We start from the raw sequence: 14,004 nt of genomic DNA, 5'->3' as shown, positions 1-14,004 counted from the left end.
TATTAATGTATTAATGTACCAATGAGCAAATAGCTAATATGCAAAATGTGCCAATTGCCCTGCGGCATTTTCTTTACACGCAGCCAATTGGCACATTAGCATATTTGCACATTATTCAATTATAATGTTTGCTTCACTTCTATTTCTTCGTAAGATTCGATAATATCGCCCACCTTGATGTCGTTGCAGTTTGTCAGGCTGATACCGCACTCGAAGTTGGTACCTACCTCCTTCACGTCGTCCTTGAAGCGCTTCAGGGCATTGATGGCACCTGTAAAGATTACGATACCGTCGCGTATCAAACGGGCCTTGTCGCTGCGTTTCACCTTTCCGGTCTTGACCATGGCACCTGCCACAAGTCCCACCTTCGTGATGTTGAACACCTCGCGCACCTCGATGGTTGCCGTAACCTGCTCCTTCAAAGTCGGTGCCAGCATACCTTCCATGGCAGCCTTCACCTCTTCGATGGCATCGTAGATGACGGAATACTTGCGGATATCCACACCCTCCTGCTCTGCCAGCTTGGCGGCAGCACCCGAAGGACGTACCTGGAAACCGACGATTATCGCATCCGAAGCGGCAGCCAGAGAAACATCCGATTCGGAAATCTGACCGACACCCTTGTGAATTACGTTCACCTGCACCTGCTCCGTAGACAGCTTAATCAAAGAGTCGCTCAACGCTTCCACAGAACCGTCCACGTCACCCTTCACAATCACATTCAGCTCATGGAAGTCACCCAGTGCCAGACGGCGGCCCACTTCGTCAAGCGTCAACATCTTCTGCGTACGCAGACCTTGTTCACGCTGTAATTGCTCACGTTTGTTGGCAATCTCGCGTGCTTCCTGCTCCGTCTCGATTACGTGGAACGTGTCACCTGCAGCAGGCGCACCGTTCAAGCCCAATATCAAGGCCGGTGTAGAAGGACCGGCTTCCTTCATGCGCTGGTTACGTTCGTTGAACATGGCCTTTACCTTACCGTAGCTGGTACCTGCCAGCACGATGTCGCCCATCTTCAGCGTACCGTTAGAAACCAATACCGTAGCCACATAGCCACGCCCCTTATCCAATGAAGATTCGATGATGGACCCGGTAGCACGACGGTTCGGGTTTGCTTTCAGCTCCAGCATTTCCGCTTCGAGCAGCACTTTCTCCATCAGCTCGGGTACACCGATACCCTTTTTGGCAGAGATATCCTGCGACTGATACTTACCGCCCCACTCTTCCACCAGGAAGTTCATGGCAGCCAGCTCTTCCTTGATTTTGTCGGGGTTGGCAGTCGGCTTATCAATCTTATTGATTGCAAATACAATGGGAACACCCGCAGCCATGGCATGGTTGATGGCTTCCTTTGTCTGCGGCATCACATTGTCGTCAGCAGCCACAATGATGATGGCAATATCCGTAGCCTTGGCACCACGGGCACGCATGGCGGTAAACGCTTCGTGACCCGGAGTATCGAGGAACGTAATCTTACGTCCGTCGTCCAATGACACGTGGTAGGCACCGATGTGCTGTGTGATACCACCCGCCTCACCGGCAATCACATTCGCCTTGCGGATGTAATCGAGCAATGAAGTCTTACCGTGGTCTACGTGACCCATCACCGTCACAATCGGAGCACGAGGTTCCAAGTCTTCCTCATCATCCTCTTCCTCTACAATGGCCTGCGCCACTTCCGCACTGACATATTCCGTCTTGAAGCCGAATTCCTCAGCCACCAGGTTGATGGTCTCCGCATCCAGACGCTGGTTGATGGATACCATGATACCAATGCTCATACAAGTGGCGATGACCTGGGTAACGGAAATATCCATCATGCTTGCCAACTCGTTGGCTGTCACAAATTCCGTGATTTTCAACACCTTACTTTCTGCCATTTCCATGTCTTCCAATTCCTGCATACGGCTGGAAGCCATTTCACGTTTCTCCTTACGATACTTGGCACCTTTGTTCTTTCCTTTTGAAGTGAGGCGTGCCAAAGTTTCCTTTACCTGCTTTGCTACATCTTCCTCGCTAACCTCCTGCTTGATGACCGGCTTCTTGAAGCGGTCTTTATTGCGGTTGCGGTTATTGTTGGAATTGCTTCCACCAGGCTGGTTCCCACCTTGCGGGCGGGCACCCTGACCTTGCTGGGCACCTGCGTGTCCACGATCGTTGCCACTACGCTGAAAGTTGGAGGCATTGTTGATATCCACTTTCTCCTTATTGATACGGACACGCTTCTTTTTGCCATTGGCATCGCCGGCAGCAGTGTCCTTTAACTTGCTGTCATCACGGCGGATTTCCTTGATGATAGCTTCCTTCATCTGTTTCTTCTGGTCTTGGCGAATCTTTTCCTTCTCTTCACGCTCCTTACGTTTCTCCTCTTTCGATTTCTTCTTCGGACGTGTGGACTGGTTCAAGGCAGCCAAATCTATCTGTCCGATGACATTAATCTTCGAAACAAACTCGGGCTGATGTATTTTGAAGATTTCTTCTCCTTCTTCTTTCACCTCTTTTTCAACCGGTGCTTCTTTAGCTGCCGGTGCGAGGGCAGGCGTTTCTATCATTTCTTCCTTTTCAATTTCTTGTTTAGCCTCAACAACCGAAGCAGGTTCTTCCTTGACAACGGGTTGGGGCTGCAGTTCCGAAACAAGCTGCGGCTCGGACTCAGATGCTGACTGTACCTCCGGTTGCGGCTGTGGCTCCGGTTGGGGGGCAGGAGTAGGTTCCGGTTTCGGTGTCTCTACAACTACCGATTCCTCCACCTTCTTCTCCTCTGCCACTATTTCCACTTCTTTCTCTTTTTCCTGAGCAGGAACAGGTCTACGGTTTAATTTATCCAAATCAATCTTGCCTACCGGCTTGAACTTCGGACGTACATCTTCCGGAACAACTGTCTTAATCTCCTCAGGTTTCGCTTTTTCCTGCGTTTCCTTATAGCCGTCAATAGACACAGACGCTTTGTTGCGATCCTTGCTCTGACGTTCCTGGCTGAAACGCTCCGACTTTATCTTAAGGTCCTTATCTGTACTAAACTCCTTTTTAAGCAGTTCGAACTGTTCATCCGTAATTTTCGTGTTCGGATTTGCCTCAACGGCAAACCCCTTCTTTTGCAGGAACTCGACAGCCGTCGTAATTCCCACATTCAAATCTCTTGTTACTTTGTTTAACCTTATCGTCATACTAATTAATGAATTAATGCGCCAATATGCTAATGTGCTAATTGGCTGAGAAAAAAGGAGTGTGCACTTCATCCGATATGCTATCTGCATTGGCACATTAGCATACTACCCACATTACCACATTACTGCTCCTCCTCTTCAAACTCCTGTTTCAAAATGCGCAATACCTCGTCCACCGTCTCTTCTTCGAGGTCCGTCTTCTCAATCAACATCTCACGGGGAGCGTTCAACACAGCCTTTGCCGTATCTATACCGATAGCCTTGATGGCATCGATGACCCAACCGTCTATCTCATCACGGAACTCATCCAAGTAGATGTCTTCATCCTCTATGGCCTCATCCAACTCACGGAACACGTCGATGGTGTACTCAGTCAACATACTGGCCAGCTTGATATTCAAGCCGCCTTTACCGATAGCCAGCGACACCTCTTCCGGTTTCAGGAACACTTCGGCCTTGCGTTCTTCCTCGTTCAAGCGGATGGAGGAAATCTTGGCAGGGCTCAAGGCACGCTGTATGAACAACTGAGTATTCGACGTATAGTTGATGACGTCGATATTCTCGTTGCGAAGCTCGCGGACAATACCATGAATACGGCTACCCTTCACACCCACGCAGGCACCTACCGGGTCGATACGGTCATCGTAGCTTTCAACGGCAATCTTGGCACGCTCGCCGGGGATGCGGGCAATCTTCTTGATGGTAATCAGTCCGTCATTGATTTCAGGTACTTCCATCTCGAACAGACGTTGCAGGAAGACGGGCGACGTACGGCTCAGGATAATCTTCGGATTATTGTTCTTGTTGTCCACACGTGCCACCACGGCGCGGGCGGTCTCACCCTTGCGGTAGAAGTCACTCGGTATCTGTTCGGTCTTGGGCAGCAACAGCTCATTGCCCTCATCATCAAGCAGCAGCATCTCTTTTTTCCAAATCTGGTAGACCTCCGCATTGATGATGGTACCCACCTTATCAATGTATTTGTTGTAAATACTGTCTTTTTCCAGTTCCAAAATCTTGGAGGCCAGCGTCTGGCGCAAGTTCAGGATGGCACGGCGACCAAAGTTCGCGAAGATAACTTCATCCGTCACTTCCTCGCCCACCTCATACGAAGCATCAATCTTCTGTGCCTCGGTCAATGCAATCTGCAGATTCGGATTTTCCAGGTCTTCGTCCGCCACTACCTCACGGTTACGCCATATTTCGAAGTCACCCTTGTCCGGGTTTACAATTACGTCGTAATTCTCATCGGTACCGAACATTTTCGCAATCACACTACGGAACGACTCCTCGAGTACGCTTACCATCGTGGTCCTGTCGATGTTCTTCAGTTCCTTAAATTCCGAGAATGTATCTATCAAGCTGACAGTTTCTACTTTTTTGGCCATAGTCTTATTTAAAACTGATTAAGTATTTAGTATATTTTATCTCTTCATACGCAAAGTCCAAGTCCTCATCCACCATCTTGGGACGCTTGGCACCTTCTTCTTTCACTTTCTTCTGGATGGTAACGACGAAATGCTGTTTGTCGGCTTCCTTCAGCACGCCGCAGAACTTGCATCCGTCCTTTGTCAGCACTTCCACTTCCTTGCCGATGTGGTTCATGTACTGCTGCAGTACCTTGAATGGCTGCCCGATGCCGGCCGAGCCTACTTCCAACTCATAATCCTCATCCTCACGGTTCAACTTAGACTCGATGTAGCGGCTCAGCTCCACGCAGTCCTCAATCCAAACACCTTCCTTGTGGTCTATTTCCACCACAATCTTGTCATCCGGGCTGATTGTCACCTCCACGAGGAAGTAGTCCTTTCCTTCCAGCCACTCGTCAACAATCTGACAAACAGTTTTCTTTTCTATCATAGATTAACCATTAAGAACAAAAAAGAGGAGCTTGATCGCCCCTCCACCTTTCATCCGTTTCCGCATGCAAAGATATAAATAATATGTTCGACTACAAAATATTAGGAGAAAAAAGATAGTTTTAACGATTCAAACAATCAAAATATTACTCTTCATATTCCACCACCTTTCTCAACGGCGCCAGCAATCTCTCCAATACATTTCTATCGGCAAGAATAATATCCGCCGTTCCCTTCAACTCACGCGAAGCAGGCAACAGCTTACCGTAATTGGTACGCAATCCTTCAGGCAAAGCGATTTCCACTACATAGACAGAGCCCCACTTCCGTAGGTGCCGACGAAATTGTCCGAATTGAGACGCTATAGGTATGACCTTTTCCATAGGAACTGGCAGAAACATCACTCCACTCATTCAGTTCCCTTATTACACATTTTTTCTAATTTTTCTCTGTTTATATCTAATAACAACGTCAAACTATCATCCGGCATCTTTACAAAATTAGAATCAATAAGAAACAAATTGTTCAGTAGACAAGAGCAGATCGACTCTGCTTGCAAAGAATCCACATCGGCATTATCAATCATAACCCTCACACAAGACTTCAATTTTTTTTCATATTGTTCATCAAACAGTTCTCGGTTACTTTTAACAGCGTGCTGACAAGCCGAAAACATAATGCACATAAACGAGCACAACACAACTTTCTTCATTTTCATATTTATTTATCCAATATTACTAAAAAACATTCCCATTTTAGAAGCTATCACTGGACGGCTATCTCGGCAAACCCCATCGCCTCTCCGGGCACTACCATACGGGTGGCTTTCAGCACGAGGTAGCGTGCCTTGACCGGAGTGAAGTAGACGGACTGCATGACCGGATTGTTCCGGATGTTGGAGAACTCACCGCTCTTCACCAAACGATTCACTCGGTCGGGCACCATGCCCACCGACAGCTCGTAAGTGGCGACAAGTCCCCGGTTGGGTTCTGCCTGGTCGGGCAGGAAATGGAACGAGGAAACGGTACGCTCGGCGCCCAGGTCGATGAGCAGGCGGTCGCCTTCTACAAAGAGAGTGGTCTGCGCATTGCGGTCGGCAGCAAGGGCGGAATCTTGTTCCGGCAGGTCGGGCAAAGTAAAAGAGAAGCTTTTCAGTTGCTCCGTCGGCACGGTATAGGCGATGTCGGCTCCTTGGCCTGCATCGTACACGCCAATGCTGCTAATGCACAACGGTCCGCGGGAATCGGTGAAGCGGATGCGGAGCGCATCGGACGTAATCGTCTCAAAACGCAACAGACGCTTATAGCCGATGGTGGTGGTTTCTTCGTTCAGGCGTACGGGAAGCCATGCGCCTTGCTTATCCTTGTATTCTACCACGAACGACTTCACCCGCTGCCCTAGCGGAATATACTCTTGTAAGAGCATGCGGTTCATGCGCCGGGGGGTGTCGAAAGCGAATTCCACATCGGCGGTATGAACACCGTCTTCAGTAGCCCAATAGGTATCATAATCGCTGTCGGTCATGGCAGCGGCCTTGAAGTGTCCGCCCCGCTCATTGGAAACCTTCGGGGTGAGCCCTGCCACCAGGTTGGTCTTCAGTTCCTGCTGCGCCAGTTGGTGGAAGCGGACGGCGTTGGCAGAATCAACGGGATGAATCAGCCCGTTGCGGTCGACGGGGAAGTTGAGCAGCAGTGTGCCGTTGTGTCCCACACTGCGGTAGTAAAGATCGAGCAGCTGTTCGGGCGTCTTTACACGGTTGTCCTCTTCAGGATGATAGAACCAGCCCGGACGGATGGAGACGTCGCACTCTGCCGGCACCCACTGGTTGCCATCAGGATGTCCGTATTGCAGTTCGTAGCTTTTGTCATAACCCGGAAAGACTTCCCCCTTGCGGAGGAACGACCAATTGGTGGCACCGGCAAAGCCTTTCTCATTACCCACCCAGCGGCATCCGGGACCTCCGTCGGAGAAGATGACCGCCTGCGGCTGTATGCTGTCCAGCATTTCGTAGATACGCGGATAGTTATAATAGTTCTTACGATCGATGGTACGCATGTCTTTGGCACCGCCATACCAGCCGTCACCACCATTGGCACCATCGAACCAGACTTCGAACACTTCGCCGTAGTTGGTCAGCAGGTCGCGAAGCTGTGCATAGAAGTAGTCCAGATAGGCGGGAGTGCCGTAATCGGCCCGGTTCCTGTCCCACGGCGAAAGATAGACGGCAAATTTCAGCCCGTACTTCCGGCAGGCATCGGAGAGTTCGCGTACGATGTCGCCCTTTCCATCCTTATAAGGAGAGTGGGCGATGCTGTAGTCCGTGCCCTGAAAAGGCCAAAGGCAGAAACCATCATGGTGCTTGGCGGTAAGGATGACGCCTTTCATACCGGAGTTGACCAGCGTCTGCGCCCACTGCTCGCAGTCAAGTCTGGCGGGGTTGAAGGTAGCAGGGTCGGAATCGCCGTACCCCCACTCGCGATCGTTGAAGGTGTTCAGACCAAAATGGATGAAGGCATACGTTTCCATTTGCTGCCACTCTACTTGTTTCTGTTCGGGAATGGGCAGAATCGCCTCCGGCGTTTTGACGTCCGACGACGAACAAGATGCCATAGCCAGAGCCATGGCGAGACTGGATGTCATTGATGCAAAAAATCTCATAGTATCATTATATTTGATGTCAGGCGGTAAAGATAAGCAAAAAACGCCACTGACAATTCTATCAGCAGCGTTTTCCTATTTCAATGACAAACAATTTCGGCTATTTGTTCGGAGTCTCCCACTTCTTGGTATCCGTACAAACCACGTTTACCGTCTGGTTGCCCGCCTGAATGCGGAAGTCACCTTTCTCCAGAATCCACTTGCCTTCATAACCTACAAAAGCAAGATCGGAAGCCTTCACTTTCAGAGTCACGGTCTTGGTTTCACCGGGTTTCAGCTCTATCTTCTCAAAAGCACGGAGGCGGCGGGTATCGGGAGTAAGGGAGGCAACGAGGTCGCTGCTGAACAGCAGCACGCTTTCCTTGCCGATGCGGTTACCGGTATTCTTCACATCTACGGTGAACGTAAGCACATCGTTGGCGGTAAAGCTTGCCTTATCCACCTTGAGATTGCTGTACGCAAAGGTGGTATAGCTCAAACCGTAGCCGAATGCCCACTGTACAGACACTTGCGCATCGTAGTTATAAGCACCTTCCATCTGCTTGCCAATGTGTTCGCACGGTTTGTAGTCGTACGTAATCAGCGAGTTGATTTCCTTCGGATAAGTGAAAGGCATCTTTCCGCTGAAGTTGGCATCGCCGGCAATGAGGTTTGCCAAGGCATCACCACCGTAGTTACCCGGAAGCATAGTGTTCACAACAGCCTTAGCCAAAGGCTCAATGTCGGCAATCAGACGGGGACGACCTTCATTCAGTATCAGAATGACGGGCTTGCCGGTCTTGGCAAGAGCCTTCACCAGGTCGAGCTGATTCTGGGAGAGGAAAAGGTTCGTCAGGTTACCCGGAGTTTCGCAGTAGGAGTTCTCACCGATGCATGCCACGATGTAGTCGGCACCCGCAGCGGCAGCTACGGCTTTCTCTATCTCAGGAGCATTCTCTTCCCACCAGTTGCCACCTTGCTTGTAGGTAACACCGGCTTCGTAGATGATATTGTCCGCACCGAATTTATGGGTGAAGGCCTCGAGAATGGTATTATATTGACCCGCATGCTCGTCGGCCTTGTCACCCTGCCAAGAGTAAGACCAGCCGCCGTTGAGGCAACGCATGGAGTTGGCATTCGGGCCGGTAACCAGCAACTTCTTGCCTCTTGCCAGCGGCAATATGCCGTCTGTATTCTTCAAGAGCACCAAAGACTCTTCGGCAGCATGCAATGCAGCGGCAGCATGTTCCTCGCTGCCGAACAACGGGAAGTCCTTCAAGTCATAGTAAGGCTTTTCAAACAGATTGAGACGGTACTTCAGGCGCAATACACGACGGACAGCATCATCAATGCGGCTCATGGGGACTTCGCCTTCTTCCACCAGCTCCTTCAAGAGCGTGCAGAACTTCCAGTCGTACGGGTCCATAGACATGTCGATACCGGCATTGATGGCGAGTTTGATGGCCTCCTTCTTGTCCTTAGCAATATGGTCGCGGCTATAAAGGTTGTTAATATCCGCCCAGTCGGTCACAATCATACCGTCCCAGTTGAGGTCTTCTTTCAGCCACTTGGTCAGCAGTTCGTAGTTGGCATGGAAAGGCAAACCGTTATTCATAGCGGAATTCACCATCACAGAGAGGGCACCGGCTTTCACCATCTCCAGATAAGGAGCGAAATGCTTCTCGCGCATATCCTGCTCGGTGATGGAAGACGGGGTACGGTCCTTGCCGGATACGGGAACACCATAACCCATATAGTGCTTCATACAAGCGGCAACGTTGTTTTCACCAATCAAGTTGGGATTCCCGCCTTGGAAGCCGATAACGGCTTCACGTCCCATTTCAGCATTTACATAGCAGTCTTCACCGTAGTTTTCCCACATACGCGGCCAGCGGGGGTCACGTCCGAGGTCGGTCACCGGAGCATACGTCCAAGGGATGCTTCCCGCCTTAGTTTCGTAGGCAGAGATGCGTGCCCCCTCACGCGTCAGTTCACGATTGAAGGTAGCTCCCATGTTGACGCCCTGCGGGAAGAAAGTACCGCCCAACGTATAGGTAGTTCCATGTATTTGGTCTACGCCATATACACAAGGGATGCCCATCACTTCCATGGATTTCTCCTGAATGCGTTTGATGATTTCCTGCCACTTCTCTACACTCTGTGCCACACCGTTGGGGACGTTCAGGATGGAGCCTACTTTGTATTTTCCGATGACCGAGTCAAGCATCGCCTCGTCCAACTGGAAGCCTTTGGCATTCTCTATCCCCTGGATGCGCATGTAAAGCTTCATCATCACATCCTGCGAAGGCATCTCCTTGCCCAACTTGAACTCCTTTTCAAGTCTGTATCTCTTGATGATTTTTTGCAAATCCTTCACCGTAATGTTCTTCGGGTCGAGACCGGCAAAGGGATTGACGCGTTTCTGCAGAACATCGATGGTGAGTTCGCACATCTGTCCGACCTTCTCGTCAAGCGTCATTTTCTTCAGCAAAGTCTCAATCTGCAATTCTATTGTCTCGTCTCTTGGAATGGCAGGCGCAACAGTGGTCTGCGCCGTAGCAGTAAGTACTAACCCTGACAGGGCTAAAGATAAGATTAACTTTTTACTCATGGTTGTGATATTGGTTTATAATAGTTGCATTATCTGTTTATACCAGGCACAAAGATAAGAACATCCTACCATACCAAAGGGTACAACAGGATGTTTTTTAGGGTATGATTTGTTATTTTTTCAGACAATCCTACTCTCATCTCTTCAAGAGATTCATCGGTTCCTGAAGTTTCAGGATATCGTTCGTCTTCTGCGTTGCGGCAGCTACTTCAGCCTCCAGCGTAGCCCTGATATCGCGTGAGGAAGCTCCGACGAGAAACTTGTAGTTTCCGGGAGTTACCACCCATGCCGATGCAGCCTCATCGTAGGAAGCCAGGTCATCAGCATTCACCTTCAGCGTCACCACAACCGCTTCGCCCGGTTTCAGTTCCTTGGTCTTGGCAAAGGCCTTCAGTTCCTTTTCGGGTTTGTCGGCATCTGCGGCATCGGGAGCAGATACATAAAGCTGAACCACCTCCTTGCCTGCCATCTTACCGATGTTCTTCACTTCCACCGATACGGCATAGACGCCGTTGTCAGCCTTGACAGCAGCCTTGCCGTAAGCAAAAGCTGTATAGGAGAGACCGTAACCGAAAGGATAGGAAACCTGCTTGCCAAAGGTATCGAAGTAACGGTAACCCACGTAGATATCCTCTTCGTAATCGGCATAGTCCACATTCTTCACGTCATTCTTCTTCTCGCCCTTGTTCACAAGGTCAGTGCTTACGCGCATATCTATCGGGAAATTGGCGGAAGAAGCGGCATCTTCAAACTTCACCGGGAAAGTCATTGTCAGCTTGCCCGAAGGAGAAGCCTTGCCGCTCAACACGTCGGCCACACTGTTTCCTCCCTCTTGGCCTGCCTGCCATGCACAAAGGATGGCATCGGGAACAGATTTCCAGGAAGCGGTTTCAATCACCCCGCCGATGTTGAGCACCACCACTACCTTCTTTCCGGCAGCATGGAAAGCACCGGACACGGCTTTCAGCATGTCCAGCTCCTCTTTGGTGAGGTTGAAGTCTGCTACCATACGGTCGAGGAACTCACCGGAGGTACGTCCCAGCGTTACCAGTGCCACATCGGCCTTAGCAGCCTGCTCGCGGATGACCTGTGCAGACACGACCATCTCAGCGGGACGTTCATCGGGCATGAACCATTCTTTCTTGACTTTGGAGAGACGTTCTTTCTCAGCTTTCAGGTAAGCCTCGTAACTGTCCTTCAGTGCTTCGTCCACCACGTAGCCGGCATTCTTCAAGCCGTCCAGCAGCGAAACGGTATAAGCACGGTTCACATTGCCCGAACCTGTACCGCCGGCAATGAAGTCGTAGGAAGTACAACCGAAGAGTGCCACGTTCTTCACATCAGCTGGCAGCGGCAGCGCACCGTTATCGTTCTTCAGCAATACCATACCTTCCGTCGCCGACTGGCGGGTAACGGCGGCATGTGCTTTCAAGTCGGGCTTGTTGGAGTATTCATATCCCTTGAAACGGGGAGTCTGGAGAATCATTTCCAGGATGCGCTTCACGTTCTGATTGAGGATGGCTTCGTCCAGCGCTCCATCCTGCACACCCTTCACGATGGCTTCGTACTGCTTGGGCAAACCGGGCTGCAACATGTCGTTGCCTGCCACCATCTGTGCCACGGCATCCTTGCCACCGAACCAGTCAGTCATCACCATGCCCTTGAAGCCCCATTCGTCGCGCAGCATCGTTGTCTGCAACTCCTTGTTTTCCGAAGTATAGACACCGTTCAGGTAGTTGTACGAGGACATCACAGTCCAAGGTGCGGATTCCTTCACGGCAATCTCAAATCCTTTCAGGTAGATTTCGCGCAAAGCGCGTGGAGAAACATGTGCATCCGTAGCCATACGGTTGGTTTCCTGGTTATTCACGGCAAAATGCTTGATGCTAGTACCCACGCCATTGCTCTGCACCCCACGTACGTATGCGGCAGCAATCTTACCCGAAACCACCGGGTCTTCGGAATAATACTCGAAGTTACGTCCGCAAAGCGGGTTACGGTGAATGTTCAGTGCCGGAGCCAACAGCACGTCCGCACCGTATTCCAGCACTTCGTTACCGATGGACTGACCTACACTTTCCACCAAATCCTGATTCCAAGTAGAGGCGAGCAAAGTTCCGATAGGGAAATGAGTACAATAGTATGTAGCCGAATCCCCCTCACGGGTGGGGTCAATACGCAGTCCGGCAGGACCATCGGCCAGCACCACGGCGGGAATGCCGAGACGTTCAATCGAGTACGTGGTTCCTGCCGCACCCGGCACCAGCTTTCTCGTTGCACCGATAACAGCACTGTCACCCGAGAAGCCTGCCATACCGGTACCTACTACCAGATGCGCTTTTTCTTCCAAGGTCATGGCGCCAATCACCTCATCCAAAGACGACTTTCCAAGCTGCGGCACACTCGGTCCGCAAGCTGACAAGACAGCCATTACCGCTGCCATGGATATGATATTCTTCTTCATAACTTATTTAAATATCTTCGGTGCGAATTCTGTCAGATAGATACGCCAGTTCTTCCAGATATGACCTTCTCCAGTTTCATAATATTCATACTTGTAACCCTTTTCGTCCAGCATCTTGCGGTAGTCGTTGTTGGCTTGGAACAAGAAGTCCTTGTCACCGATGGCAATGTAATAGAGTGCCGGCTTCTTGGCAAACTGCGTCTTCAGCTTGGCTTCAAGATTGTCATAAATCGGAGACTTCACATCCTTGTTGGGCATGATGGCAGCGGAGAACAGACCTACGTAGTCGAACATGTCCGGGTATTGTTTGGAGATGTGCATGGAATGGAAACCTCCCATAGATAATCCGGCAATGGCACGTCCCTTCTTTGTAGCCTGTGTGCGGTAAGTCTTGTCGATAAATTTCACCACGTCGGGGAAAGCAGTCTCGAAAGAGCCTTCCATCGTCTTGGGCAGGTTCATGCTGGGAGCGGCAAAGCCCAGTGAAGATTCGCCTGGAGCAGCTTCCAATGCGGCATTGCCGTTGGTCATTACCACAATCATCGGTTTAGCCTTGCCTTGTGCGATGAGGTTGTCCAGAATCTGTGCCGTACGTCCCAGTTCGCTCCATGCGTTCTCGTCGCCACCCATACCGTGAAGCAGATAGAAGACAGGGTAGCGCTTGCCGCTTGTCTCATATCCAGCAGGCGTATAAACAGTCAAACGACGGTCCATGCCCAGCGTGGGGCTGTTGTACCATACCTTAGATACTGTTCCATGAGGAACTTTATTCACCTTGTAGAGGTCGATGCGCTCGTCACCGCCGATGATGAACACATTCGTCACGCTTGCCACGTCGCGAATCATATAAACATTGGAGGGATCGTTGATTTTCAGACCATCTACCAGGAAAGTGTAGCTGTAGAGTTCCGGTTTCAGTGGTTCGGGAGTAGTGAATTCCCATACACCGTCCTTGTTCTCTTTCAAATCGGCCACGCCCGGTCCGTCGAACTCGCCGAAGGGAGTCTTGATTTTCTGCGTGGGCAGGAAGTCGCCGGTCACCTGCACCTTCACGGCTTTCGGTGCTTTCAGGCGAAAGGTTACTGTATTGTTGTCGTGTATCTCAGGTGATACCACGGGGGCACCTCCCCAGAGAGCTTGCTGCGCGAAAGTCATCGCACACATCAGCAACAGAGCTGATAAAATAGAAATTCTTTTCATAATGGGTTTATTATTTTGTTATTAAACAGATTGTCTATAATCCTGCACTTCGGATTGGCAAAGTGC

The 14,004-nt window shown here is 50.5% G+C and carries 8 protein-coding genes and 1 pseudogene; all 9 read right to left on the bottom strand.

Going from position 1 to position 14,004, the window contains the following annotated elements:
• Positions 1-119: 119 nt before the first annotated feature.
• A complete protein-coding gene (infB, locus tag HU824_RS06620; protein WP_176468429.1) occupies positions 120-3,167 on the bottom strand; it encodes a translation initiation factor IF-2 in 3,048 nt (1,015 codons plus the stop codon).
• A 122-nt stretch (positions 3,168-3,289) separates the two neighbouring features.
• Positions 3,290-4,555 (bottom strand): transcription termination factor NusA, encoded by a 1,266-nt coding sequence (gene nusA, locus HU824_RS06615; protein ID WP_136010631.1) that lies wholly within the window; start codon positions 4,553-4,555, stop codon positions 3,290-3,292.
• Positions 4,556-4,559: 4 nt separating this feature from the next.
• A complete protein-coding gene (rimP, locus tag HU824_RS06610; RefSeq protein ID WP_136010630.1) occupies positions 4,560-5,027 on the bottom strand; it encodes a ribosome assembly cofactor RimP in 468 nt (155 codons plus the stop codon).
• A gap of 145 nt (positions 5,028-5,172) precedes the next feature.
• A pseudogene (locus HU824_RS06605) lies at positions 5,173-5,380 on the bottom strand (HlyD family secretion protein); the annotation flags it as partial.
• Between the two features lie 55 nt (positions 5,381-5,435).
• Positions 5,436-5,744: a hypothetical protein gene (locus HU824_RS06600; RefSeq protein ID WP_176468428.1), complete on the bottom strand. Its 309-nt coding sequence runs from the start codon at positions 5,742-5,744 to the stop codon at positions 5,436-5,438.
• Between the two features lie 47 nt (positions 5,745-5,791).
• Positions 5,792-7,684 carry an alpha-L-fucosidase gene (locus HU824_RS06595; protein ID WP_136010628.1) on the bottom strand — a complete coding sequence of 631 codons (1,893 nt, stop codon included), beginning with the start codon at positions 7,682-7,684 and terminating at the stop codon, positions 5,792-5,794.
• A 100-nt stretch (positions 7,685-7,784) separates the two neighbouring features.
• On the bottom strand, positions 7,785-10,274 hold the full coding sequence (locus HU824_RS06590; RefSeq protein WP_176468427.1) for a glycoside hydrolase family 3 N-terminal domain-containing protein: 2,490 nt from the start codon (positions 10,272-10,274) through the stop codon (positions 7,785-7,787).
• 136 nt (positions 10,275-10,410) lie between these two features.
• Complete coding sequence (locus tag HU824_RS06585) at positions 10,411-12,738, bottom strand: glycoside hydrolase family 3 C-terminal domain-containing protein (RefSeq protein WP_176468426.1); 2,328 nt, start codon at positions 12,736-12,738, stop codon at positions 10,411-10,413.
• Positions 12,739-12,741: 3 nt separating this feature from the next.
• The gene (locus HU824_RS06580; RefSeq protein WP_176468425.1) at positions 12,742-13,938 is read right to left on the bottom strand and encodes an esterase; all 1,197 of its coding nucleotides are present in this window, start codon (positions 13,936-13,938) and stop codon (positions 12,742-12,744) included.
• Between the last annotated feature and the right edge of the window lie 66 nt (positions 13,939-14,004).

The sequence above is a fragment of the Bacteroides sp. L10-4 genome, assembly GCF_013373675.1.
GTDB lineage: Bacteria > Bacteroidota > Bacteroidia > Bacteroidales > Bacteroidaceae > Bacteroides > Bacteroides muris.
This window is presented reverse-complemented; position numbering and strand designations above follow the sequence as displayed.

Coding starts and splice junctions, on each gene's coding strand:
- HU824_RS06585 (WP_176468426.1), bottom strand. CDS start 12,738: ATGAAGAAGAATATCATATCCATGGCAGCGGTAATGGCTGTCTTGTCA.
- rimP (WP_136010630.1), bottom strand. CDS start 5,027: ATGATAGAAAAGAAAACTGTTTGTCAGATTGTTGACGAGTGGCTGGAA.
- HU824_RS06580 (WP_176468425.1), bottom strand. CDS start 13,938: ATGAAAAGAATTTCTATTTTATCAGCTCTGTTGCTGATGTGTGCGATG.
- nusA (WP_136010631.1), bottom strand. CDS start 4,555: ATGGCCAAAAAAGTAGAAACTGTCAGCTTGATAGATACATTCTCGGAA.
- HU824_RS06590 (WP_176468427.1), bottom strand. CDS start 10,274: ATGAGTAAAAAGTTAATCTTATCTTTAGCCCTGTCAGGGTTAGTACTT.
- HU824_RS06600 (WP_176468428.1), bottom strand. CDS start 5,744: ATGAAAATGAAGAAAGTTGTGTTGTGCTCGTTTATGTGCATTATGTTT.
- HU824_RS06595 (WP_136010628.1), bottom strand. CDS start 7,684: ATGAGATTTTTTGCATCAATGACATCCAGTCTCGCCATGGCTCTGGCT.
- infB (WP_176468429.1), bottom strand. CDS start 3,167: ATGACGATAAGGTTAAACAAAGTAACAAGAGATTTGAATGTGGGAATT.